Below are 26614 nucleotides of genomic sequence, written 5' to 3' on the forward strand. Positions count from 1 at the left end.
CAAAAGTATATTAAGTTATCTTAATTCTTAATTAAAGTTAATTGTTGCTATCCTACTTATAAACTAAATAAATACCAAGATTATCTGCCTCTTGATGATGGGGTAATTCAGCAAAAGCAAATAGCGCAGTTATGCTTGGGTTATGCTTTGCTAACAGGGTTGGAGTTCGTTGCTTTGGCGATGGAGAGTCACTGAGCAATAGAAGCTATGATGAGGCTGTAGGGTTGACTTAGGAGCATATTCTTTGGATAAGTAAGTATTAGCACCTGCCTATATCCCTCAGCTAAAATCATCATCTAAAGTCTGGCTATGTCAAGTTTAAGAAAGATGAGCGGTCTAGATTGTCCCTAATAATGCTGTTAAAGAAATTGCCAATCGCTTCCCGGTGCGAAAACTATGGAAAATGACGCGGCAACGCTCTACTGTACAAATGAAAATTGTCAGGCTGCCAACCCCCTGACCCACAAGTTTTGCCTACGATGTTCCACGCCCCTAACCAAAAATTATCTCTGGGCTGTGGTAGATGGCCCGAGTGTGGGTAGCCCTGGAGAAATATTAGCCGATCGCTATTTAGTCCTTGATAAATTTGTTCTTTTAGATACGAAGCCTGGTTTATTAACGCTAACGCCTGAGTTAGATCACTTACAGCCTCTCAAAGCTTACCTGAGATTAATTCCCTACCGGTTACACGTACCGCAGGTATATGGAGTGCTTTTTCTCGGTGACGGTCCCTCCCATCGAGAAATATTACTTTTAGAAAAACCTCCATTATTATTAGATGACAAAATCCAACAAGTGCAGTTGGGCAGCGAGTTAACCATCGCTTGGCGTGATGCAACATCAATGCGCCAACTCAATTGGTTATGGCAAATAGCTCATCTGTGGCAACCTCTTGCAAGTGAAGGTGTCGTCTCTAGCTTGCTTGACTCATCTGTATTACGGGTAGAAGGATCATTAGTCCGTTTGTTAGAATTGCGTTTCGATGCCGCAACATCACCAGAATTGCCCCAATTAGGTGAATTTTGGCAGCAGTTGGTTAGTGAGGCTAAACCAGTCATAACTGAATTTGTTAATGAGGTTAGCCTTTCCTTAATTCAGGGAAAAATTAATTCAACCGATCAATTAATCGGAGTTTTAGATGGGGGACTGGCTGGGTTAGGGCGATCGCAAACACCCACAATCAAAATTATCACCAAAACCGACACTGGCCCGAGTCGCCAACGTAACGAAGATGCCTGTAGCCCACCCAGTGGAACTTTGGTGAGTAAGCCACCCCAGTCAACCGCTTTGGCAATTGTCTGTGATGGCATCGGTGGGCACGAGGGTGGCAATGTCGCCTCAAATTTAGCCATTGAAACGATCCAGCAGCAGGTACACCAACTAACAAAAGTTCCCTACGACCACATAGACCCCTCACTGCTACTTAATGACCTAGAAAAGGCAGTGGCAATTGCTAATGACAAAATTAGTCAGCGCAATGACAGTGAAAATCGCCAAGGGCGTCAGAGGATGGGCACGACTTTAGTCATGGCATTGCCTGTTGCTCATGAAATGTACATTACCCACGTCGGTGATAGTCGTGCTTACTGGATTACCCGCCACGGCTGTTATCAAGTTACCGTGGACGATGATGTTGCCTCCCGCGAGGTGCGGCTAGGCTATGCCATTTACCGCGAGGCTGTACAACAAAGTTCTGCTGGCTCTCTCGTCCAGGCTTTAGGCATGGGGCCTAGCACTTCATTGCATCCCACCTCTGGGCGGTTTATGCTCGACGAAGATGCTGTTTTTCTGCTCACATCCGATGGTTTGAGTGATTTTGATCGGGTGGAGGAGTACTGGGAAACAGAACTCTTGCCGATTCTAGTTGGGGAAGTCCCTATAACAAATGTTGCGGATAGATTAGTTGAAATCGCTAACACTAAGAATGGACACGATAATGTCACCATCGCTTTAGTCCATTATCAAGTCCAATACTGGGAACCAGAAATTACGATCAAAGCCTTCATTCCAGAGAGTTATTCTGCCAAAACTATTGATTTTGCATCTAGGGCGACAGATGCGACACTTTTAGGTAGCCCAAACCACAAAACTCAGGTGATTCCAGACACTGAGCCTGCTAAAAGTTCCGGTTTACTGCTACAGTGGATTGTTCCATTAATATTTGTGGTAGCAGCAGGTGCTTTAGGATTGTTCGTGAAGCAACTGCGATCGCCATCAGTCCCCCTTGTTTCACCCAATCCGGTATCAACTTCAAATCCTGCCATCGAAGCGACACCCACAGCGCGATCGCTAGCCAACCTTTCTCCTGGCTGGGTAATTAAAACTAACAATCAAATCGCCTTGGGAAACAACCAATCACTTCCCCCTGGAGCTTTTTTAGAAGTTATCAACACAAAACCAAATCCCAAACCTGCTTCTCTTAATTTTTCAGTGTCTATGCGCGTTTGTGCTAATAAAAGCACACAAACCCCAGCTAATACTAATAATCCAGCAGTAACTTCCTCAGTGCCATCAAATTCAAAACCTTTGCCAGCAACAGTATTGCTGGACTTCTCCCAACTCAAACGCTTTGGTGTCTCTGTTTTACCAGAAGATGCACCAAGTCCATGTACACCTGTCACCCAACCACCAGTTACTCAACCACCTGACGACAGCAGTCCAACTTAGTCAAATAATCGATAAAGTGGTAGAAACCTGGAATAATAACAGGTAATATCAGAGTAAAAACTTACAAGGTAAAAAAGTAGAAAGTTTTCACCTTGGAGAATTCTGATTTGAAATTATTTATTTTAGTTTTTATTTTAATGAATCCATGCCATCCCTGAATTTGGCGATCGCCCGTCTCCTAAACACTGGCACTGACAACTTCGCCATTTGGGTGGTCAAAGCTCCCTATCCCAGTGGCTACGTTTTACGTGACTGTGTATGGCCTGATGAACTCAATCAAGTCTGGCAAGAATGGCAGCAAATGTTTGCTGGTCATAGTCACTTAGATATTTCCCCAAACTCAACATCTCAAAAGGCTAACCCATTCCCCATAGATTGGATTTCTCCCCCTTCAGGTCAAACCACTGGCCCCTACAGCAGTCGTCTGATGCAAAACTTGGGAATGAATTTATGGCGCTGGATATTTGACGGGCAAATTCTTGGTAGTCTAGAACGCAGTCGCGGTATTGCTATGGGTCAGCATACACGTTTGCGCTTCCGCCTGGAAATCCGCGACCCGGATCTGATCGCTCTCCCTTGGGAAATTATGCAGCGTGAACCTGGTCAATCAGCTATGTCTCTCTCCCAAGATTTGCTATTTAGTCGCACCAGCAGTGAAGTTGATCCCTTACCGCATTTGCGAACTGACCAGGCTTTAAGTATCCTGCTGGTTTTAGGTCATGATGACAAGCTGCAACTAGAACAAGAAGCTGCTATTTTACAGCAAACTCTTGTAGATACGTCTGTGGGTGGTAATTCCCAAAGATATGCACCTTGCATAGTGAATCAGCTCCTACAACCAACTCCACAGGAGTTGATTCAAGAATTAGAAACCAGAGCATACAATGTTTTCTTTTATGCTGGACATGGTTTGCCAGGCCCAGACGGGGGGTTACTGTTTTTGCGATCAGATATGCCCCTAAATGGGATAGAATTAGCGCAAGTATTGACCCATACAGGTGTGAAATTAGCAGTTTTTAACGCCTGTTGGGGCGCACAACCAGCTGCTATCAATCATCAAGCTATCCCTGCCAGCAGTTTAGCAGAAGTGCTGATTCGTCATGGTGTGCCTGCGGTTTTAGGGATGCGCGATGAAATCGCAGATCAAGAAAGCCACAGCTTTATTCAAGCCTTTACCGAAGCTTTGCGATCGCACAAGTCAATTGATGAAGCCGTAGCCCAGGCTAGGCAAGAGTTGTTAACACTGTATAAATTTAATCAACCTGCTTGGACTTTGCCTGTTCTCTACTTACATCCAGATTTTAATGGCGAACTGATTAAGAATCTAGATGAAGGTATTACCGAACTACCAGACACAGCCATTCCTGATATAGGTTCCCCGCTTCCGGCTGCTTCGTTGCGATCGCTCGCCCCAAAAGGTAAAACCTGGTTACTGCGTTATGGAGTCACCCGCATCGGCCGCACGAGAGACAATGATATTGTCATCCCCGAACCATCTGTATCCAAACGCCACGCCGAAATCTTTTGCCGCAATACTCTTACTGATGCTACATTGGTGCGAAGTTATTACTTGCAAGATTTTTCCACCTACGGGACAACCTGGTTTTTAGGCCCTAATGGTTGGCAACAAATCCTCCGAGAGGAAGTCCCATTGAAATCGGGAATGCAGTTAAAGTTTGGAAGTGCTAGAGCTGAAACCTGGGAGTTTATTATTGAAGACTCCTAGCATAACTGTTGCAGAAATAAATTTGAGTCTTTTGCATCAACCTTTAAAATCTGTTTTTACTATAGAAAAATTCAACTGTTTTTACGGAAATCTCTTCTTAGGAATTGTAGTTGTCAATACCACCAAATAATTGTGAGGCAATGAAAAATGGCTAATAAAATTAACGGCTCAGACACTTCCTCTTCTTTGCCATATAAAGCAGATTTAGAATTATTAGAAGCGTTACTAGAACCAGACGATGCTACCTATCCCTGGAATCTGGCTGATGAAGAATCACAAGCTTATTTTGACGAATTAGAACAACACTTCGGAATGCAAGATTTGCTTGAGGAAGAACTGACAACGCGATCAGAAGATTTTTATAACCATCTAGACACACTTTGGTCTGGCATCTCCCCGTCGTCAGACTCTAATCCCAATCCCCAACAAGCACTAGTGCTGAATCTTCAAGAGACATTATCTAGTACTTTTGCCGCCTGTGTTCCCCAAGTATTGCTCAATACCATCGCCACCAAAGCTGCTGAAATTCTTGCTGCCCAACAATCAATCGGGGAACAACTGGTTGAGTGTGTTCAGACAGTACTACCAAATTGGGGAACAGAGGATCTTTTAGTTTTGGCTCGTCCTTTTGCTTACGCTATGCGAAGTAGCGAATCGGAAAAAGCGGCATCTGCACTCAGTAATCTTCAAAATAGCGAGTGGACAGTTTTATCAGAAGTAGAAAAAGCAAAGGTTAGTTTAGCGATCGCTTCTTATGCTTTCAATGAACTCAATAAGTCTGAGTATGAAGCATAATTTAAATGAATTTTCTCTGTTTTCTAGATTAATTTCCGGTGCAGGCAGATTTCTTTGCTGATAAAGCTTGTGTTGCGATTTTAAGCATCCACTAATTCTTAGTATTTTTGCATAGTGGCTCTAAAGTAACCTTACAATAAACTGATTCTATTCATTAGGTCATCTATCCCAAGATATAAATATTCAAAAGTAATTGGGCATTGGTAGTTCTCCCTGATCTCCCCCTGCTCCCGCTACCCCATCTCTTATTTTGGGCCAAGAAATCGGGTAGCAAAATTTTGCGATCGCGTCGGTGATAGCGCCCGTGCCTTGAGAATTGCTGCCATCAAAAAGGCGTAAGATAACACCCCAACAACTACCAACAGCAAGGCATTGATTGATCCTGTAGCATTCCACAAAGCATGGAGTGCAGCAGCACTAAGATAACCAATAGAGAGAATTTGCCAACTTCTACTGGGTTTGAGGACAGCCAACCCAATAAAATAACCCAGGTAGCCACTATAAGCCATGTGTCCGGCTACGGAGCCTAAAATTCGCGGAATTAGCAGTTGCAAACCCGCCAGTTGACCAGCAGCGCCTATACCCACCTGTTGCGTGACATTTTGAGTAATATCTGGCACATATTGTCCGAGAGTTTCCAAGAGAGTGAAGCCCACAGCAGAAGCTGTTCCCAGGAGAATACCATCTAGAGGTTCCCAGACGCCTATGCGTTCCCGCCAAGGTGAAGACAATATTCTCCCGATGGCAAAGGCCCCTAGTACAGGCAATGCTTTGAGTAATTCCTCCATCAAGCCAGCGCCAAAAAACATCCGCACCAGTAACTCTGTGAAGGTGGTAGATTCTTGCGATGAGGGCAAGTTTCCAGGCAGAACGGTGCGAAACACGAAGATAAATAAATCCAACAGAGGACTAAGCAAAATCAGCATTGTACTTAGTGTTGCAGCCATTAGCACCCACCAAGGCTTCTGTTTACCGCAAAGTTGGTAAACAAAATAGTAGGCAGCGAAGGCGATGTAAGTTGCGACGATAACTTGATTAGCTTGGGGGTGACCGACTGTAGCAAACATTAACACTACAAAAATTACGGTCAGTATTCCCGGTACGAGGTAAGCTTTACGGGTTAAATCTTTACCAGTGGAAATAATGGGAAAAAGCTGGGTGAAGCTAACAGAATCTGGCTGCTTTAATTGGGTGTGGCTGTGGTAATTTGTCGCCGAAGGTAATGGTGTAACTTGGTTAACTGTCGTGGCTGGGGTGAGTGAGGTATACTCGTACTCAAAAATGTATTGCGGCCCATCAGCACCTAGAGAAATGCGATCGCCTGGATGCAATTCCTGACATTCATACAAGCGTTGTCCATTTAAATAAGTGCCATTAGCACTATTCAAATCACAAAGCACCCAACTGAATTTGCTATCTGGGGATAGAGATAGGGGGCGAACCACTGCATGACGACGAGATACCATTCGGTAGCTCATAGCATCCAAGACAACTTGGCAGCTGGGGTCGCGTCCAATTACCATCTCTTTACTGGGGGGCAGGGAGTAGCGAGATTCCGATCCAAAAGCTGCCCCATTACCAGACACTAGCCGCAGAAATGCATTATGTCTTGCGTGTTTGCCTGTCATCGAGTTAGAGTGCTTTTCTAAACTAATTCTTCATATAATTTGGCAGCAGGACTAACCTTAGCCACATTAACAGCAGCATTGCTAAATCCACTATAGCTTCACTTCCCGCTAAGAAATTTAAATTTATAGATGCAAAATTTCAAATTGTTTTACTTAACGTAAATAAGTATTCCATTTGCTCTTGAGTTTATCCTAAAACTAGCTTGTTAGTCCGATAAATCAGATTGTATCGGTCGTGTACTCAAGACATCCTAACTGCAAATTAAACCCACGGCAATTTATCAAAAAATAGTATTTTTTACTGCATTTAGTTCTATTCCAAAAATATATAATTTTCAGGGGTCTGTTGTGAGCCAGTATGGTCTTCTGACAAAGGGAAAGGCTAGCGGCTTCTCTGCTAGAGGCTTTTGCCAACACAAAGCGTCTCCAAGAGTTGGGGGTTTCCACGCCACTTGCTTTATGCCTCTTAACCTGCCTCGAAGATCGAACCAAAAGATTTCCGGTATCTTGCCTTAAACTACTGTAGCCAGTTCTGGGTGTTCAATCTTAGTTCCAAGTACTGTGAGGAATTCTGCCAACCAATGGGGGTGAGCAGGCCAAGCTGGTGCTGTCACCAAGTTACCATCAACTATTGCTTCATCAACAGGGATATCGACATAAATCCCTCCAGCACTCTTGACATCTGGGCTACAAGCAGGGTAACCAGTACATCTTTTGCCTTGTAGTACATCAGCAGCCGCCAATAACTGCAAGCCGTGGCAGATGGCAGCAATCGGTTTATTCGTTTGAGCAAAGTGACGGGTGATTTCTAGTACCTGCTGATTCAGACGGATATATTCTGGTGCCCGTCCTCCGGGAATGACTAAGGCATCGTATGTTACGGCTTCTACTTCTGCAAAGGTGGCATTTAAAGTGAAGTTGTGACCGGGTTTTTCACTGTAAGTCTGATCTCCCTCAAAGTCGTGAACTGCTGTCCGCACCTTGTCGCCAGCTTTTTTGTCTGGGCAAACTGCATGGACTGTGTGTCCCACCATTTGCAACGCCTGGAAAGGAACCATCACTTCATAGTCTTCTACATAGTCTCCAACCAGCATCAAAAGCTTCTTTGTAGCCATATTTTTGTTACCCTCACCTATTAGTCAATAGTCTAAAGTGAATAGTTAATAGTTGTTTATAAAGGAAATATTAATTTAGAGTCAGCTAGGTTGGGCTTTAGCCTATGTGCAAATTTCTGATACAGAACAGCACTAACTGTGCCGTCATATATCATTTAAGGGCGGCAAGTTAACAAAGTGTAATGCACTTTACAGATGTATTCTGTTAATGACTATTGACTAATTAAAGCAGATGAAATTCTGCGATCGCTCTGTTAAAGTTTTGGTTTTCGTGTCCTGGCTGGCTGAGTTTAATCAAGGCAAAACGCTGTAAGGGCGTTAAATCTGTCCAATGTTGCTGTGTCAGGGTTACACCTATTTCTTGAGCTTTTTCCTGAAGGCTAGGTGGTACAGTCGCAGAGTCTAACCATGCAGGATGAGGCTCGATGGGCAATTTTTTAGCTGGTGTACCTGTGCGTTGTATGATTAATTGCTCGATATACTCGCGGTAAGACTGAATTTCCGTTTCTGTAGTGCAAGGTAATTCGACTAAAGCTTGACGCTCGGCTGTAGTCATTTGATTCCAATCAGACAATTTTAGCTTGATGCCACAGGTATCTAATTTGCAGCGTACCTGCATAGGGATGCAACGCAGGGAATCAACAAAGTCTGCTTCAAATTGAAAGAAATCTGTCACGTCGCTTCGCTCCGAATTCAAAATTTAAAACTTGTACTGAGCTTGTCGAAGTATTCAAAATTCAAAATTAATAATTTATACTGTTGTTCGACAAACCCAAAATTGTTGTGCCCCTAAGAGTGGTCTGTATTCCATGCAATTGAGAACCGCTATAGTTTGTTTACCATTTTATTTAACTTGCATCTTTGGAATTACTGAGACGAATTATTAAATAACTAATTGATAAAGCAAGAATAGCTATACCTAGACCAATTATATCAATACCTGGAACTTTTTCTAAGTCAAGAATAATAATTTTTCTAGCAACAGCTATTAAAGAAGTGACAATAACTAATTCAACCTGAAAAACGTGTCGTCGGAGATAGGCGGTAATATTTTCTAAGATTTCTAAAGCAATTAAAATATTTAAAAATAAACCAAAAATTTTATATAATGTTGTGTTAAATTTTCCATAAGGGACTGTAAATAACTCTTTAAAAATAAATATTCCTAAATCTCCGATCGCTACCAAAATTACAATCACCATAAAAATAGATAGAGCTTTAGAAACTAGCACTTCTATGTTTTCAATGATGTGCATGAAGTTCTCATCTTTGGTCGTTGTTAAAATTCGCCTCATTAGCTTTTTCATCTGCTGCACCCAATTTTAAAATAAAACAAAATCCTCTAGATTCATCTAGAGGATTAAAAAAAGATGACTTGCCAATACTTGGTAAGTTTTCTGTCTATTTTTTATTCTTTATCCATCGCTAAAATAGACGTTAGTAAAACCTCTAGTAACTAGAGATTTAGCCTCTTTAGATATGGTAATTGGTAACAGTCAAAATTAGAGAGTTAGAAAAAATGATAATAACTATTGACTATTGATTATTGACGAAATTACATATTGCTGGTTATAAATTACTACTTTGCAGCTTACGATTGTAAGGACTGGAGTTGATGATTTTTGGTTGTAACTTCCACAGAAATTGGGATTAACTGCACTGCACAGGCTTTTAATTCTGGTTGGAGCGAATCGGGGCAAGATTCTGGATGAGTTAGGGCGTTGGCTTCAGCATTATCTGCCCACAGTGAACCCCAGTGCATAGGGACAAAAACTGTACCAGGCGCGATCGCCTTTGTCACCTTCGCCGGAAACTTCGCTTTACCCCGACGCGATCGCACTTCCACATCCATACAATCGACAATACCTAACCGAGCAGCATCACGGGGATGAATTTCGATAAACGGTTCGGGATGCATTTTGCAAATTTTTTCAATTCGACCGGTGCGTGTCTGCGTATGCCAATGTCCGTAAAGTCTTCCATTAGTTAGCACAAACGGATAATCTGGGTCTGGTGGTTCTGCTAGTCCTTTAGAGTAATATGCCCCAAATCGAGCGCGTCCATCAGGGGTGTGGAAGTGGAGATTGGTGTAAAGTCTTTTGGAGTTAGGAGTAGAGACGCGATTAATCGCGTCTGTACAGTTAGGAGTTGAAGATTCTAATTCATAACTCCTCACTTTTAACTCATAACTTTTTTCTGGATGAGGCCATTGAGTCGGGCCTTCTGTCTGTAATTGTGCGTGACTCATACCTGTCATATCGCAGGGGCGAGTTTTAGTTAGTTTGACAAACTCAGCATAAACTTCAGCAGAGTTAGCAAAGGCAAATTCTTTCTCAAAACCTAATCTACGTCCAACTTCGGCAAAAATTTCCCAATCTGCTTTCGCTTCTCTTGGTGGTTGGCGAAATGCTTGACACAGAGTTACCACTCGTTCGGAGTTTGTCATCACACCAGTTTTTTCACCCCATTGGGCTGCTGGTAGTAGAACATGAGCGTAAGCAGAGGTTTCTGTGGGATAATAAGCGTCTTGGTAAATAGTAAAAGGCGATCGCAACAACGCCTTTTTAGTCCGCTCCAAATCTGGCATACTCACAGCTGGGTTAGTAGCTGCAATCCACAGTAACTCTACAGCGCCATTTTCCAAGCCAGTAATCATATCCCAAGCAGTTAAACCAGGATTTGGCGAAATTTGTCCTGGCTTGAGTCCCCAAAACTCCTCAACATCTGCACGGTGCTGGGGATTTTTCACTGTCCGATAACCGGGTAATAAATGCGCTAAACCTCCGGCTTCCCGTCCTCCCATCGCGTTTGGCTGACCAGTGAGGGAAAAAGGGCCAGTTCCAGGTTTGCCAATCTGTCCAGTCATCAGGTGCAGGTTAATGATAGTTCTTACCTTAGCCGTCCCTTCTGAGGATTGATTCACACCCATTGACCACAAAGAAAGTACTCGCTCAGATTGACCCCAGTAGCGAGCTGCTGTTTCTAAATCTTCAATGCTGATTCCACATTGACGAGCTACTATTTCAGGCGGATAGTGCCGAATCACTTCAGCATAAGCCGGAAAGTTGCTAGTGCAGTCGTCCATGAACATCGTATCAATGTAATTCCAGCGCATTAATAAATGTGCGATACCGTTCAACAAATCGATATCTGTACCGGGACGAATTGCTAAATGCAAGTCAGCAGCTTCTGCGGTTGCTGTGCGACGGGGATCAACCACAATCATTTTGACTTTGCGGTTCTTTTTGTGATATTTTTCCAGTCGGTTAAAAACGATGGGGTGACATTCGGCTGTATTAGTACCAATTAAAAATGCACAGTCGGTTAATTCCAGGTCATCATAACAGCATGGAGGCCCATCTGAGCCAAAGCTTTGAATGTAACCAGCCACCGCACTAGACATACATAAGCGAGAGTTAGCATCAAAATTATTACTACCCAGACAGCCTTTCATTAATTTCTGGGCTATGTAATAATCCTCAGTTTGAAACTGACCGGAACCATACATACATAAAGCTTCTGGCCCTTGGTTGAAGCGCACGGTTTGAATGCGCTGCGTGATAATATTAAAAGCTTCATCCCAACTAACCTGGCGAAACTCTTGATCTAAGGAGTCTCGCACCATTGGGTAATGTAATCTATTTTTATCTAAAGATTCTGCGATCGTTGCACCTTTGACGCAAACCATTCCTTGACTAGATGGATGGGCTTTATCACCGCGCACCCGCCAAGTTGGATTTCCTTGGCTATCTCGATTAGTTGCTTTGCCAAGTTGGGCTGGGGGTGAAACTTCTAATCCACAGCCAACACCACAGTAGGGGCAGAGGGTTTTGGTAAATTCACTCATGGTTATTTTGATTTTGCAATCTTAAATGTAGTGAGAGTTTGATAAATTTGTGTATTAGGCAAAAACTCTTTGAAACTCTCATTCCTTTGTGTCCTTCTCTACGAGACGCTGCGCGAATGCGTCCTTTGCGGTTCGTTTTTTCATAAATTTACGTAATTTTTATCGATGTGGTTTAGAGAAATTATTTTTTTTACGAACCGCAGAGAGAGCATTACAAATTTTTAAATTTACTATTCTTCTGCCTGAAGAGAGGAATAAGAGAATGAGGAAACGAACCGCAAAGAGCGCATTCGCGCAGCGTCTCCTAGAGAAGAGCGCAAAGATAAGAGAGTTATAAAGGGTTTTTGTATCAGTGTTGTGAATTTTCAAAAAATCTCAACATATAGAGAAAAAAACGGAGTTTCATGAATTAAGACTGTTATGGAAGGATGAAGTGTAAGGTTTCCTGATTCAAATTTGATAGTGAATTTTACTACTTCATCCTTCAGTTGATTATTCTTCAGTTAAGAAAATAGAGTTTGTAGTTGCGGATTCTGGTAATTCACCTTCGTAGGTGGCCGCAAAGGAACCTTTTGGTTCTTTGAGGAAGAAGGCGCACATAAAAGCGCAGACTAAAGCAGCTATACCCATTGTGGAAAACAGTGTTGGAGCGTCGGTTAAGCTAAAAATTGTCAGGTAAACCACGCCGCCAAAATTACCGTAAGCTCCTACATTACCGGCAATTTGTCCAGTGGCTTCCTTCTTAATTAGGGGGACGATGCTGTAAGTTGCACCGCAGCCAGCTTGGGCAAAGTAAGCGGCAAACATTGTAACTGCGATCGCTAGCGGAATCGGCCAGTTACTACTAATAAAATGTGCCATCAAATAGGCAACACCAATACCTGCACTGATAATTGTCATTGTCCATTTACGTGAGCGAAATTTATCAGAAATTAAGCCACCACTAGGACGAGAAATCAAATTTAAAAAAGGATAGGTAGCGGCAATCATCCCAGCTATAACATGCTCTAAAGCAAAAGTTTTTTCAAAGAATGCCGGCAGCATGGAAACAACTGCCAATTCGCTGCCAAAGCTAGTTATGTAAGTGAATTCGAGTAACGCTACTTGACCAAATTGAAAGCGTTCAGATGCAGCGTAAGTTTTTTTGCCAATTAAAAGTTCTCGATTTACCTGCCAAGCTTTGTAACTTTGATAAGCAAATAATCCTGCTAATAGTAACCAAGTCAGGTACATTTGGCTCAAAGTTAGGAAGTGAATGTTCTTTTGTTCTAAGCGCCAAGCTAATAAACCCAAAGCAAAAATCAAACCAAAATTCGAGATAATCATTGCCCAGAAGCTTTTGACACTAGTCACTTCCAGAGAACCATTCTTTTTAGGTTTCTTGTAGACTTTCCCTGTAGGCGTATCTTGAACACTGTTGTAATAAATTACGCCGTAAATAGCTGCAATGATCCCTGTAAGTGCGATCGCAAATCGCCAGTTAGAAGCACCACCAGCGAAAAAGCTCGTAGAAACTGCAATCATCGGTAAGGCAAACTCTGCACCAAAAGCCCCAAAGTTACCCCAACCGCCATAAATCCCTTGGGCAATTCCCATCTCCTTCGGCTGGAACCATTCCGCCACCATGCGGATACCCACAACAAACCCAGATCCGACAATTCCCATCAGCAAACGACTGATAACTAGTTGATTAAAATCTTGCGCTAGCGCCGTCGCCAAACAAGGAACAGCCGCAAACATCAGCAAGATTGAGTAGGTAATTCTGGGGCCAAAACGATCCAGAAGCATCCCAATAATTAGCCGTGCGGGAATTGTGAGAGCAAGGTTACAGATGCCTAAAGTTTTAATTTGCTCTGGTGCTAGATGTAGTTCTCTGCCAATGGTTGTAGCGAAGGGTGCAAAATTAAACCAACAAACAAAGGTGAGAAAGAAGGCAAACCAAGTCTGATGTAAGATGCGGTAGCGATCGCTAAATGAAAATAAGTTTTTAAGCATTCCAATCTTTCTAATTGAATAAAATACGGTGAAGAGGTAGGGGAAGATGAGCCTTTAAGGTCGAAGCTTAAGCCTTTAAGTTCAAAGGTTAAGCCTTGAAGTTTGAAGTATGAGTTTTACCCAATGCTGAATACCCCCGATAAGTACTAGCAGTTACCAACTGAGTAAGGCTTCTTGCTTGAGTTTCGCCCCAAAGTTTTTGATCAGTAAATCTTGCAATACTGGCTGCAAGTCTTCGCATGGTATGCCTTTGGTGACGCAAGTTCCTAAATGAGCATCTTTGCCGACTTTGCCACCCATATATATGTCAACGCCTTCCAAAGTTTTGCCATTTTTGCGAGTTTTAGTTCCCATCAAGCCGATGTCTGCAACTTGGGGTTGTCCGCATGAGTTAGGGCAACCTGTCCAGTGAATTCGGACTGGATTGGTGAAGGTTAAGTCTTCTTCTAAGGCTTTAATCATTGCCAGGGCGCGGTTTTTGGTTTCGATCAGGGCAAAGTTACAAAATTGTGCGCCTGTGCAGGATACTAGCGATCGCGTTAGCAAACCTGGATCAATAGAAAACCTTTCTAGCAAAGACTCTGTTAAAAATGTTGCTAAACGCGAGTCATAAATGTTAGGGATAACGATGTTTTGCTCAACTGTAAACCGGATTTCGCTACTGCCGTAAACTTCCGCTAAACGGGCAATTTCAAACATATCTTCAGCATACAGTCGCCCAACGGGAATGTGCAAACCTGCGTAATTTAATCCTGGTTGCTTTTGTTTATATACTCCGATGTGGTCGCGTTTTTCCCAGTCGATTTCGTCTTTTGCTGCTGCGGGTAATAATGATTTACCTAAACGGCTTTCTACTTCTGCTCGAAACTTTTCTACACCCCATTCATCAATTAGCCACATCAAGCGCGATTTTTGCCGATTAGCACGCGGCCCATGATCACGAAAGACTTCCAAAACCGCTCTACATACAGCTACCACATCTTCTGGAGCCACCCAAGCATTTAGAGGAATCGCCGCTTCACAACGTTTAGCTGAGAAAAAGCCACCGACTAAGACGTTAAAACCGAATATTGGGGACTGGGAATTAGGGATTGGGGATTGGGAAAAGTCTTGCCCAGTACCCAGTACCCAGTCCCCAGTCCCTTCCTTAAATGCTGGAACAAAAGCTAAATCGTTAATTTCAGCATGAACTGAATTGTCTCTTCCGCCAGCGATCGCAATATTAAACTTCCGTGGTAAGTTGCTAAACTCTGGGTTCCCTTCTCCTTTGTTGGTGAGCATATCTTGAATTTGCTGTACCAACTCTCGTGTGTCGTACAACTCATCTGCATCTAACCCCGCCACAGGATCGCCTGTGATATTGCGGACGTTATCCATCCCTGACTGGATAGTGGTTAAACCAACTGCGTGAAATCTATTAAAGATATCTGGTAAATCTTCAATTCTGATTCCCCGTAATTGGATATTCTGTCTCGTAGTAATATCAGCGCAACCATCATCACCGTAACGCTGCACGACTTGGGCTAAAACACGCATCTGATTGCTGCTGAGAATACCGTTAGGCATCCGCAACCGCATCATAAACTTACCTGGGGTGACTGGGCGGAAAAACACACCCACCCACTTAAGTCGATGATCGCGATCGATTTCGTCCATTGCTTCCCACCCCAAGGCGGCAAATTTTTCTATCTCATCTCTGATTGCGAGTCCATCTTTTTGAGCTTTGAATTTCTCGAACTTGTTGAGGTTGGTAGCGGTAGTTGCTGTGTCTGTCATGAGCCTGACTCTCGTTTTAATTACTGAATATGGTGATAATTGCCCAATATCAATCAACCCGTAGTTCCATCAGCTGTTGTATCTACAAGGATTAGGAAATAAAAACTTAATATGAAGCTTAGGGTGGATTATTTTTACTTCAAAGCATTCAAAGCGAAACTCCAAATCCGTGATTAGTTAAGGAAAACTTGTCGCCATTTACAACTTGGAAATTTGTCAAGCAGATTTAGATAATGTTCATGTAACAATTTCGATACTTATAAGTTAAAGGCAGATTTCTGTTAAAATCGTATAAATGGCTACGATTTTTTAGTAATATTGCTTAAAATGGATAAAAAATATGCATTTTTTGCATCAGAGGCAGCCAATGTCTTACGCAAACCCTTTAATGATGAGTATGTAAAGGGGACTGGGGACTGGGGATTAGGGATTGGAGATTGGGTGTCAAGTCGAAAATTATCATGGGGGTTTTTACCCACCACCAAATTTTCAAAAACTTTTTCCCAGTACCCAGTATCCAGTCCCAGAGCGGCGTTCCTGAAGCAGTTCGGTCTTGGGGTCTCCCCAAGTAAAGCAACTGCTCTCCCCCACTAACTTTTTATGTATGGTGGGGTACTTCTGGCCGCAACCTGTTGAAACGAGCGAAGGGATTTTGGATTGCCATAAATCAATTCTGAATCCAAAATTGAGTGGCAGATGTTAGCTAAAATTTAGATATTATTTCAGCAGTTATGAAACGTCGTGATTTTATTAATTGGGTAGGTTTGGGTGGGATAGCGAGTTCTCTACCTATAGCGATCGCAGCCTGTTCTTCTCAAACAACTCCAGTATCTAAGAATTGGGAAACAGTAGGTACATCAGCAGAATTAGATAAGACTGGGCAATTGCTGGCGAAAAATTCACCTGCTGGGCCTGTGTTGGTAGTCGGTACATCTAAAACTCCAAATCTGACAGGTGTTAACCCTACCTGTACTCACGCAGGTTGCACCGTAGGGTGGAAAGCTCAGGCAAAAAAATTCGTCTGTCCCTGTCATGGATCAGAATTTGGGGTTGATGGTAAAGTGCAAAAAGGCCCAGCGACAGAAGCGCTTAAAACTTACGCCGTCAAAATTGAGGGTAATTCAGTCGTAGTCAAGCCAAGTTAAACAATACAATTCAGGATATCGTGAGTAATATCAACCAGCTTTTGGTGCAAGCCCAGACAGCATACGATGCAGCTGATTGGTCATCACTAATTCAATATTTACAACAATTAATTTTAGGGACAGATTCTAAACATCCAGAGATAGTTAAAAATCGAGAATATCTGCTGAAATTAACACTTTCAATGTTAGAGAGGGGAGATTTTCAGCAACGCTGGGAAATCACCAAGGTGTTGACTCACTTGGGAAATATTGCCATCCCACCACTCATTGACATATTAAAAGATGAAGATGTAGAGGAAGAATTACGCTGGTATGCAGCACGGACTTTAGGCGAATTTCAGCACCCAGAAGCGATCGCACCCTTAGTTGAATTATTGAAAACCGATGAGGATGATGAACTCAAAGCGATCGCAGCTACAGCACTGGGGCAAATGGGTAGTGTTGCGATTACTTCATTAACTGAACTTCTATTAGATAAAGATACACGGCTTTTAGCAGTGCGATCGCTTTCCTGTATTGGACAACCAGAAACCATCACACCACTATTGAGTGTAGTGCAAGATCCACAAGCAGCAATCCGCACGGCTGCAATTGAAGCCCTCAGCAACTTTCATGACGAACGTGTACCACCAGTTTTGTTAAATGCTTTAAATGATATAGCCGCCACAGTTAGGCGTGCAGCAGTGCTTGGTTTAGGTTTTCGCCCCGACTTACGCGAAGCATTAGATTTGGTAACCAGACTGCAACCCAAGCTTTACGACTTTAATCTTGATGTTTGTTGTGCAGCCGCAGTTTCCCTTTCTCGCATGGGTTGCGATGAGGCTACGCAGCAATTATTTAAGCTGCTAATATCACCCCATACACCACTACCACTGCAATTAGAAACCATCCGCGCTTTGGTTTGGGTGGGAACACCATCCAGTTTAGAATATTTGCAAACGGCATTTAATCAAAGCACTTCAGAGACACTTTGGCAAGAAATTGTTACAGTTTTGGGGCGAGTGCAAAAGCGGCAAACTACACCAGCCGTAGAAATATTATTGCAAATACTGCGATCGCAGCATCCAGCCATAGAGATTGCCAGCATCAATTGTGCGATCGCGCTATCTTTAGGACAGTTAGGCGAAATGCAAGCTATTGAACCATTGATTTCGCTGCTAGCTGTCAAGAATGCATCGGTGAGACTACATGCGATCGCTGCACTGAAAAACTTGGATGGGGAAGCCACATATCAACAATTGCAGCAGTTAGCAAATAATGCTGCACTCACACCAGATTTGCAACAAGGAATAGCGATCGCTTTAACGGAATGGTAAATTTTTTCAAAGAGTATGCGCTACCTGTGTGCGTTCAGTATTAACTAACTAAATAGTTCTTGGTGATACACTTATTTTAGTCTTTTGACAGCGATCAGGTTAAGCTGGTATCAAAAAAGTTATTCGGTCAACTTGAGCGACATTTACATCTATAGTTTCTGCCTAAACACACATAAACATAAGAGTTATGTCAATTAATCAGAGCAAGCTAGAACGAATTAAGCAAATAGCTGAAGCACTTGGTTGCAAGCATAATAAAGAACATTTAATCCACCGCCATGAGCAAGTGTCTGCACCTTACTTAGTATTCCTACAATCTATGGCTAGGAATGCATTGCTTGTAACATCATTTGCAAGTAATCTATCTCATCGCTTAACTAACCTCCAAACATTTGAAACTAACTTGGTACAGAGTGGTTATAAATTAATTGGAAATTCATCTGGAGATAATTTATTAAATCTTGAACTGGATGACTGTAAAGCATTAAGTGAGATTATTAATTATCATGTAGAAATGGAAAAGGATGCACAGAAAGCGCTTAATAATATGTTTTTAACCTCAATTGTGAGTTGTTTTGAAGTATATATTCAAGATTTGTTATATGAAATTTTTATACACTACCCTAATACTTTACGTTGTAATAAAACGCTCACATCTGATGAGATTATTAAGTATTCTAGTATGGATGAACTTATCTCACAAATGGCACAGATAGAAGCATCTAAGAGTACTGATGGGTCTGCTGTAGAGTATCTTACACGCATGGCAAAAAAGTTTGGCTTTAATAAAATTGAAGAACTTATTAATCAAGGAATTATTCAAGGAGGTATTGAAAAAATTAGTGGAATTCGCAATGTTATTGTTCACAGTGGTGGAGTAGTAGATGCTGCTTACCTTCGACGCTACCCCCAAAGTAGTTTTCAAGAAGGTGACAGCATAAAGGTTAACTTACAGGATATGGCTAGCATCTCAGAAAATATTAGATTGACAGTTGGTATCATCGAAAGTTTAGTTACTCAGAAGTTTGGAGATATTGCTGTTACTGAATGGTCAACACAGTCTGATATGCATCTTGAATACATATTGGACTTGGAAAATTATGCGGTATGACACGGATTGGAGCAGACAGAGAAATAGAGAAGTAGCCTAGAGAAAGTAAGATAATTTATGCGATCAAAGGTAATGAGGAGCAAGAATTATTCCTACATCAGAACAAAAGACGCAGTGCTTTATACTGTGCTGCTGGTTTACTAAGTTTTACTTGCCCATAAATGTGGTTCGTGTAGACGAACGAACACGGAATGTGTTCTTCTTGGCAGGCGAGGAGAATATTATTGAGATATATCCCAATGGCAGATGGAGGTACGTGCAATGAGCAAACCTAACTTTCAAGCAATGAGTCAGAAAGAGTTGCAAGCCTACGTTTTAGCCCATCGGGATGATCAAGAAGCATTTTATGCATATCTTGATAAGCTACACGCAGAAGCTAACTGGGTTGAAATGCCGCCGTTACAGTCTCTAGAGGACTTGGAAAATTATCCTGAATTTCTTGAACGGGTTCGCAACGGATTGTAGCCATAAGATAGCGATTATAAGGGAACTCCAAAAAATAAATTATCCAATTTATAGACTTCACTACGACTTTCCCTCCCCCTGCTAGAAAGCTCCCTGCTCCCCTGCCAAGAGAGCGATGGGATATTTTTTTATTTGGAAGTCCCTAAGCTTGTAACAAACCCTACCAAATTGCGGATAAAAATCCGTTAACTTAATGAAACCGATAAATGTAATTCAGGCTACATAAAAATGCGCCTAGAGCAGTTGCAAGCCTTTCTGGCGATCGCCCAAACCGGCAGCTTTCAACAAGCAGCGCGAAAATGTGGCGTTACCCAATCGACGATTAGTCGCCAAATCCAGGCATTAGAAGCAGATTTAGGAGTAGAACTGTTTCACAGAACAACTCATGCAAAATTGACGCTCTTAGGTGAATGTTTACTACCCCGTGCCCGCAAAATTTGCCAAGAGTGGCAGACAGCTACAGAAGAATTAGCTGATTTAATCGCCGGAAAGCAACCAGAACTTTGCATTGCTGCGATTCATTCCCTGTGCGGATCTTACTTACCCCCAGTGTTGCAAAAATTTTGTCATGATTATCCAGATGTGCAATTGCGGGTGACTTCATTAGGAAGCGATCGCGCCCTGAAAGTCCTCAAAGATGGATTGGTGGATTTAGCAATTGTAATGAATAATCGCTTTTTAACCACTGGTAGAGAAATGGTGGTAGAAGTACTTTATGATGAACCGATAGAAGTTCTAACCGCAGCCAATCATCCACTAGCCCAATATGAATGCGTTCCTTGGTCGGAACTAATTCGTTATCCCCAAGTGGTTTTTAAAGATGGTTATGGGATGCAACGCTTAATACAAGATAGATTTGAGCGAATGGAAGCTACACTCCAAGCGGCTTTAGAGGTAAATACCCTAGATGCCTTCCGGGGAGTGGTACGCCAAGGAGAACTGATAGCTATGCTACCTCAATCGGCATTAGTGGAAGCTCGTCTTGACCCTACCCTGGCGATTCGCTCCTTAGCTAGCAATAATACTAGTGGTTTAGCAGATAGTTCCAGTTTGACTCGTCGGGTAGTTATGGTAACAACTCAAGATCGGCTGCAAATTCCCCCCATCAAGCACTTTTGGCAACTCGTGCGCGAAAATATCCCATTACAAATTGACCAGCAGCGATCGGCTTCTTAAGTCAGTAAACCAAAAAGTTTTTTTCTTTTATATAGAAAAACTCAAAACCCTGATGATTGTGAAGAGTAGTTATTAAACATTGCCTAAAATGAGGCAATTTAGGCAATGTCCAATTGCTTTATAACGCAAGAAAAGGATTGTAGCTGATTCAGAAAGTACTGCCTAAGTTCTGTTTTAGGCAAAGTTTGTCAAGTGCGTAACTTTCTGCATGAATGCTACTAAAACCCCGACTACGACTGTGGAACCCACACAGAAACAGAACCAGCATTGCATCGAAAATCAGCCCAGCCCTGATCATTCGTTGTGACAGGTTCGCTGATATGTTCAGTGATGTCAATGTAAGTGCTGTTAGGTTGCCCAACTTCCATCCACTTAGTCCCCTCTTCCCCATTACTCAGAACAACCGCCATACCGCCAGGATGTTCTTCATCTCCTAAGCGTGTCCAGCCGATTGTATTAGCGTGATCAAAGTAATCGTATTGGTCGCCATAGGCATAGGTTTGACGAGCGTGCAAAAATTTATCAATTATCCATTGATGACTATCGAGCCAAATCTCGTACTCATTGCCATCTGGGGCTTTATCCTTGTAATTAGCACCATAGTAATCCGCATAGAAGATACAGGGATAACCCTCACTTCGCAGTAGGATCAACGCATAAGCCAACGGTTTGAACCAGCTTTCTACTACAGACTCCAACGACTGCAAAGGTTGAGAATCATGATTATCTACTAAGGTGACGGCTAAAGCAGGTTGTTGTTGCACCAAAGTGTTATCAAATATCTGCCGCATGTCGTAGTCATTGCCTTGTGTGCTGGCAGCGCTAAAGTTATAGTGCAATGGCGCATCAAACAACATCACATTGCCATCGGTGATGTTAAGAAAATGGTGGAGCGCTTCAACTTCATAAGACCAATATTCACCAACGGCAAACAGATCGCGACCTGCCTTTTGGCGACAGTGAATCAGCCACTCTGGGAAAAAACCAGCTCTAACGTGTTTAACGGCATCAAAACGAAAGCCATCTATATCAGTGATTTCTACAAACCACTCACCCCAGCGATTCAACTCCTCACGCACTTCTGGACTCTCCATATCCAGATCGCATCCCATGAGATAGTCGAAAGCGCCTTTTTCTAGATCAACGTTGTCGTCAAAATGTTTATCTTTAAACAGATAAACTGCGTTCTCACCTTCGTTGTAAACGTTGTAATCAACTGCGTCGAAGTGCCACCAGTGCCATTCCATATCGGAGTATTTGCCCTGGCGACCTGGAAAGGTAAAGTGAGTCCATACTTTAATCTTTTGCATCTCACCGATCGCGTGGTTGCGATCGTCTGGATTATAAGGCGTTGCTTCCACCTCTTCTTCTTTGTCTGCACCTAACTTGTGGTTGAGGACAACATCAGCATACACTCGAATGCCAGCTGCTTTTGCCGCCTTGACAGCAGCGATATACTCGTCTTTTGTGCCGTACTTTGTCCGAACTGAGCCTTTCTGGTCAAACTCGCCTAGATCGTACATATCATAGACCGCGTAGCCGACCTCGTGGCTACCCCCTATTCCTTTATAAGCTGGGGGTAGCCAAACAGATGTAACACCTGCATCAGCTAAGTCTTTGACTTTATTTTTTAACTCATTCCAAAGATTACCATCTGGAGGGATATACCAATGGAAGTACTGCATCATTACACCATTCAGTTGAGCCATCTGTATCCCCGTAGTAAAATTTCCGATAAATTGTGATTTTCAACACAAAGACTGTACATGAAATTTTATTTTTTGTCTCTAAATAGAAACAAAAGTCTATTAAAAATTGAGATCAACTCATATTGTTTTCTTCTGTGAATGCTAGCTCTTCAGCTAGGTTTTTCTGGAGTGCTTCCAATACCGCGATCGGGTCAGCAGCTTCCTGCATCAATTCAGCTTCAGAATCATGCCGATTTATCACATTAGGCAAATCGGTACGGAGTTCTTCTAATAAAGCAATAATCTTGGCAATTTTTTGCTCGGAGAGCAGATTAAGCTGTAGCATTAATTGCGCCCGTTGTTCGGCAAAGTTTTCTTGGCGAGTTTGTCGCACTAGCACTCCGGTTGAAATCACCAATGCAGCTGCGTCTAAGCCTTGATCTGACCAGCTAAACGAGGGGAGGTCGAATGGCAAAAAGGGATCAAAAAAACTGCTAAAAATCCACAGAGCCAGTATGACTAGCAAACTATACATAAATGTCGCTCGCCCAAAGAATGTAGCGATCACTTCTAGTATCCGCTGGTGGGCGGGAATATCTCGAACTTCCTGGGTATGAAGTGAACTAATCGCTTCAATATTTTTTGCAATCGGGTCTGGTAATGGAGCCGTGAGAACTTGATTTCGAGAAGCTTTCAGGTTGAGTTTGTTAGCAGCAGTAAAATTTTTGTTGGCTGTGTCGTTTGTTTTTTGTGTCATGCAGCAACTCCTGAATCTGGATGTTACTCGATTATTGCTTATCTTCTAATACTGTCAGTAAATGGATCTTAAGAGGCTGAATATCTGATTACACCGTGATTTAATTATAATGTATAATCTGGTACATATTAATATCATCAGTTGATTTTTTGAAATTTTTCATAATTATAATTTAGGTAATATATAAAACTATTAAGCAAGTAAATTTAATTAGAAAAACTCCAAAAAATAAATTATCCAATTTCACGCCCATCAAAACGACTCTCTTCTCCCCCTGCTAGAAAGCTCCTTGCTCCCCTTCCCTAAAAGCGATGGGAATTTATTTATTTTATTTGGAAGTCCCTAGTGTAGGCGTGGCTCACCGCAAGCATCGCTCTTTGGGAAAAACTTTTTGGTTTACTTTAAGTCTCATTAGTTATTTTCTACAAAGGACAATGGAGAAATGACAGTGGACAAATAGAGAAGTCGAAGCGCCGGCTTTTGGCGATCTGAACTTCTCCTAAGGGAGACGCTACACGAATGGAGACAAAGGACAAATGAGCAATATATTTAGGGAATTCCTGCAAAAAGTAGGTAGCGGAAACCACACAGGGGAGAATTTAACTCGCGCCCAAGCAGCCACCGCTACTAAAATGATGCTGCTAGGTGAAGCTACACCAGCCCAGATCGGAGCGTTTTTGATTGCTCATCGAATCAAGCGTCCTACGGGGGAAGAGTTAGCGGGAATGTTGGATGCTTATGAGGAACTGGGGCCAAAATTGCAACCAATCGTCTCTGAACGACCAGCGATCGCTCTTGGCATCCCTTATGATGGCAGAACACGCACAGCACCAATTAGTCCCGTAACAGCTTTACTACTCGCCGCAGTTGGACAACCAGTGGTGATGCACGGTGGCGATCGCCTACCAACTAAGTACGGCTTACCCTTAATAGATATTTGGCAGGGTTTAGGAGTCGATTGGACTACCCTACCACTAGCAAAAACCCAGCAAGTGTTTGAGCAAACGGGAATTGGCTTTATTTATCTACCTCAACATTTTCCCTTAACTAATAGTATTTGGGAGTACCGCGATCAACTTGGTAAACGTCCGCCATTGGCGACAATGGAGCTAATCTGGTGTCCTTATGCTGGGGATGCTCACGTAATTGCTGGGTTTGTGCATCCGCCGACAGAAGGGATGTTTCAGATAGCTTTGGGGCTGCGGGGAGTAACAAAATTTACATTAGTGAAAGGATTGGAAGGGAGTTGCGACTTACCGCGCGATCGCAGTGCAATTATTAGCTTATCTTCATCCGTAGCATCCCAAGAGGTAGAACGATTGCACCTCGTACCGCGTGATTACGGCTTTACTACCAAGAACGTACCCCTTGGAACTACTGAAGAATTAGTGGCGGATATTCAAAAGGTTTTGGCAGGTGAACCAGGCGAACTAATGCAAACAGCCTTGTGGAATGGCGGATTTTACCTATGGCGGAGTGGTATTTGTCCAGACATGCCAGAGGGTTTAGCTAAGGCAGAAGAATTATTAACCAATGGTGCAGTAGCAGCTAAACTCCAAGAACTCAGCCAGTTAGTAAATTCACTCTCAGCAGCATTTGTGCCAGCGTAATTAATTACGAATTACGAACTTGTACTGAGCTTGTCCTGGCTTGTACTGAGCGAAGCCGTTGGCGTTCGCGTTAGCGTCTCTGAAAGAGAAGCCTCTCTAAGAGTTGGGCGTAGTCGAAGTAAGTCGAAGGAAGCCGAAGTATTACGAATTACAAATTATTTCGTCAGCTAGTTCTCCAAAATAGATTTTTGTTGTAACCAATCCTGACCCACTTGAATACTAATATCTGATCCAAGGTTGCCAGTACTTTCCACACGCACTTCGCCAAACCCCAAAGTGTTGCGAATTGATTCAGCACTGTCACCATCTCCTTGCTGGGCGACAATATGAGTCACCTCTAGAGGTTCACCCCATGCCTTGGCTACATAGATATTGCGATATCCAGATTTTTCCAAGGCTCTAATCAATGGTCGGAGGTTAGAGCGATCGCCACCTGTACTATCTTGAATTGCTATACGTAAAGAGCGTGGATCAGTCGCACTCCCCAGTTCTTCCTGTTCTGACTCCAAACCAAAGTGTTGAGCCATCAGTTTAGCAATACCATTTTTGTTAGGCAACCAATAGCTAGCATCAAACTCGCCTTTCTCGCTAAAGCGACCTGGTAGCATTAACATTTGCATATTAGAGCGGTTTGTTCGCACCCCAAAACCCATTAGCGCCACTAACTCTTCAACCGTCAAGTTGGTATCAATGTGGTCTTTAACTACATCCAGAACTTTAGGTAATTGAGTTACAGTAGCTGGGTTGAGTGTTTGATCCATCAAGGCACGAATCACCATTTGCTGCCGTTGAATCCGACCAATATCTCCGAGTTCGTCATGGCGAAACCGCAGCAATTGCAGTGCCTGATCGCCATTGAGATGCTGCTTACCTGCCTTTAAATTGATGTATAAATGCTGAGAATCATCTTGATACTTCATATCTTTGGGGACGTAGACTGTTACACCCCCTAAAGCATCGATCAGCTTGGCGACTCCCAGAACGTTAATTCGGATATAGCGATCAATTCCCGCGCCACCTAAGAGATTACTGACGGTTCTGGCAGTTAAAGCTGGCCCACCTTCAACATTGGCGGAATTAATTTTTTTCACCCCATACCCCTCTATTTCTGTGCGGGTATCTCTGGGAATGGAGAGCATAATTATTTTTTTCGTCTCTGGATCAAATTTGAGCAAGAGCATGACATCGGAAAGACCATCAAAGGAGTTTACCTGGGGCAGGTATTTGAGGTTTTTGCTTTCTTCAGGAGGGTTTTGGATATCCGGGGGAAGTACGCTCATCCCCATAACCAAGAGATTCACCGGGCGAGTTAATTCTGAAAATCGCAGTACACCTCCAGAAATGCGATCGCTATCAAAGACCGCCTCATCCTGTGGACTTAGCTGGGCTTGTTGCAAAGGCGTACTGGTCAAAGACACCGCCAAAAGCGCCCCTGCTGTTGCTGACACCATTGCAATCCCACTCATACCTACCCAAAACCATAGCCAACGCCCGGATTTCGAGTTATGGGGAAGGGGAATTCTTTTACTGGACTTTGAGGCTTTTCCCGACTGGTTTTCTTCCGCCGAACTTCTTTGAATGGTCACAGACTTCCTCACACTTACTCAATAATCAAATTCGGTAAATTTGCAAACTAAAAACATCCAAACAAATCAACCCATAATAACTAACTCTTAATTATCAGTGCTAATTTTTTTAATGCAGTGTCAACCACAACACTTATAGCAGCATTTTTCCTTCTTTTGGGCCAACCTAGAGATGTTTTACTGAAGTATGGCAATAATAAACTGGATTTGA

The 26614-nt window shown here is 42.7% G+C and carries 20 protein-coding genes; 10 read left to right on the top strand and 10 right to left on the bottom strand.

Annotation, left to right across the window (positions count from 1 at the left end; translation table 11 throughout):
- Positions 1–396: 396 nt before the first annotated feature.
- From ACFFAP_RS02765 to ACFFAP_RS02775, 3 genes are all read left to right on the top strand, one after another.
- Positions 397–2667: a PP2C family protein-serine/threonine phosphatase gene (locus tag ACFFAP_RS02765; RefSeq protein WP_375509785.1), complete on the top strand. Its 2271-nt coding sequence runs from the start codon at positions 397–399 to the stop codon at positions 2665–2667.
- A gap of 145 nt (positions 2668–2812) precedes the next feature.
- Positions 2813–4393 carry a CHAT domain-containing protein gene (locus ACFFAP_RS02770; protein ID WP_375509786.1) on the top strand — a complete coding sequence of 527 codons (1581 nt, stop codon included), beginning with the start codon at positions 2813–2815 and terminating at the stop codon, positions 4391–4393.
- Between the two features lie 147 nt (positions 4394–4540).
- The gene (locus ACFFAP_RS02775; protein ID WP_375509787.1) at positions 4541–5188 is read left to right on the top strand and encodes a hypothetical protein; all 648 of its coding nucleotides are present in this window, start codon (positions 4541–4543) and stop codon (positions 5186–5188) included.
- A gap of 245 nt (positions 5189–5433) precedes the next feature.
- Here ACFFAP_RS02775 and ACFFAP_RS02780 read toward each other — a convergent pair whose 3' ends face one another.
- From ACFFAP_RS02780 to ACFFAP_RS02810, 7 genes are all read right to left on the bottom strand, one after another.
- Positions 5434–6816, bottom strand: a complete 1383-nt coding sequence (locus tag ACFFAP_RS02780) for a PrsW family glutamic-type intramembrane protease (RefSeq protein ID WP_375509788.1) — start codon at positions 6814–6816, stop codon at positions 5434–5436.
- Between the two features lie 512 nt (positions 6817–7328).
- Positions 7329–7931 (bottom strand): DJ-1/PfpI family protein, encoded by a 603-nt coding sequence (locus ACFFAP_RS02785; RefSeq protein WP_375509789.1) that lies wholly within the window; start codon positions 7929–7931, stop codon positions 7329–7331.
- Positions 7932–8154: 223 nt separating this feature from the next.
- Positions 8155–8607, bottom strand: a complete 453-nt coding sequence (locus ACFFAP_RS02790; RefSeq protein WP_375509790.1) for a nitrate reductase associated protein — start codon at positions 8605–8607, stop codon at positions 8155–8157.
- Between the two features lie 172 nt (positions 8608–8779).
- Positions 8780–9238 carry a phosphate-starvation-inducible PsiE family protein gene (locus tag ACFFAP_RS02795; protein ID WP_375509791.1) on the bottom strand — a complete coding sequence of 153 codons (459 nt, stop codon included), beginning with the start codon at positions 9236–9238 and terminating at the stop codon, positions 8780–8782.
- A 284-nt stretch (positions 9239–9522) separates the two neighbouring features.
- Positions 9523–11778 (bottom strand): molybdopterin oxidoreductase family protein, encoded by a 2256-nt coding sequence (locus ACFFAP_RS02800; protein WP_375509792.1) that lies wholly within the window; start codon positions 11776–11778, stop codon positions 9523–9525.
- Between the two features lie 492 nt (positions 11779–12270).
- Entirely contained in the window at positions 12271–13773 is a 1503-nt protein-coding gene (locus ACFFAP_RS02805; protein WP_375509793.1) for a NarK family nitrate/nitrite MFS transporter, read from the bottom strand.
- Between the two features lie 153 nt (positions 13774–13926).
- Positions 13927–15549 (bottom strand): ferredoxin--nitrite reductase, encoded by a 1623-nt coding sequence (locus tag ACFFAP_RS02810; RefSeq protein ID WP_375509794.1) that lies wholly within the window; start codon positions 15547–15549, stop codon positions 13927–13929.
- Between the two features lie 731 nt (positions 15550–16280).
- On the opposite strand from ACFFAP_RS02810, the gene ACFFAP_RS02815 reads away from it, so the two are divergent.
- From ACFFAP_RS02815 to ACFFAP_RS02840, 6 genes are all read left to right on the top strand, one after another.
- Positions 16281–16694, top strand: a complete 414-nt coding sequence (locus ACFFAP_RS02815; RefSeq protein WP_375509795.1) for a ubiquinol-cytochrome c reductase iron-sulfur subunit — start codon at positions 16281–16283, stop codon at positions 16692–16694.
- 17 nt (positions 16695–16711) lie between these two features.
- On the top strand, positions 16712–18010 hold the full coding sequence (locus tag ACFFAP_RS02820) for a HEAT repeat domain-containing protein (protein ID WP_375509809.1): 1299 nt from the start codon (positions 16712–16714) through the stop codon (positions 18008–18010).
- Positions 18011–18197: 187 nt separating this feature from the next.
- A complete protein-coding gene (locus tag ACFFAP_RS02825) occupies positions 18198–19121 on the top strand; it encodes a hypothetical protein (RefSeq protein WP_375509796.1) in 924 nt (307 codons plus the stop codon).
- An 88-nt stretch (positions 19122–19209) separates the two neighbouring features.
- Positions 19210–19386, top strand: coding sequence for a DUF6888 family protein (locus ACFFAP_RS02830; protein ID WP_375509810.1), 177 nt, complete (start codon positions 19210–19212; stop codon positions 19384–19386).
- Complete coding sequence (locus ACFFAP_RS02835) at positions 19383–19586, top strand: DUF6887 family protein (RefSeq protein ID WP_375509797.1); 204 nt, start codon at positions 19383–19385, stop codon at positions 19584–19586. The genes ACFFAP_RS02830 and ACFFAP_RS02835 overlap by 4 nt, the downstream gene beginning before the upstream one ends.
- Positions 19587–19814: 228 nt before the next feature.
- Positions 19815–20762, top strand: coding sequence for a LysR family transcriptional regulator (locus ACFFAP_RS02840; RefSeq protein WP_375509798.1), 948 nt, complete (start codon positions 19815–19817; stop codon positions 20760–20762).
- A 230-nt stretch (positions 20763–20992) separates the two neighbouring features.
- On the opposite strand, the gene ACFFAP_RS02845 is transcribed toward ACFFAP_RS02840, so the two are convergent.
- Together ACFFAP_RS02845 and ACFFAP_RS02850 are read right to left on the bottom strand one after the other, a co-directional pair.
- On the bottom strand, positions 20993–22471 hold the full coding sequence (locus ACFFAP_RS02845) for an alpha-amylase (RefSeq protein ID WP_375509799.1): 1479 nt from the start codon (positions 22469–22471) through the stop codon (positions 20993–20995).
- A gap of 112 nt (positions 22472–22583) precedes the next feature.
- Complete coding sequence (locus tag ACFFAP_RS02850; RefSeq protein WP_375509800.1) at positions 22584–23207, bottom strand: DUF1003 domain-containing protein; 624 nt, start codon at positions 23205–23207, stop codon at positions 22584–22586.
- A gap of 536 nt (positions 23208–23743) precedes the next feature.
- On the opposite strand from ACFFAP_RS02850, the gene ACFFAP_RS02855 reads away from it, so the two are divergent.
- Positions 23744–24817 (top strand): anthranilate phosphoribosyltransferase family protein, encoded by a 1074-nt coding sequence (locus ACFFAP_RS02855; RefSeq protein ID WP_375509801.1) that lies wholly within the window; start codon positions 23744–23746, stop codon positions 24815–24817.
- Positions 24818–24984: 167 nt separating this feature from the next.
- Here the strand turns inward: ACFFAP_RS02855 and ACFFAP_RS02860 are convergent, their stop codons facing one another.
- The gene (locus ACFFAP_RS02860) at positions 24985–26403 is read right to left on the bottom strand and encodes an LCP family protein (protein WP_375509802.1); all 1419 of its coding nucleotides are present in this window, start codon (positions 26401–26403) and stop codon (positions 24985–24987) included.
- Between the last annotated feature and the right edge of the window lie 211 nt (positions 26404–26614).

This window comes from uncultured Nostoc sp., assembly GCF_964245575.1.
Classification (GTDB): Bacteria; Cyanobacteriota; Cyanobacteriia; order Cyanobacteriales; family Nostocaceae; genus Nostoc.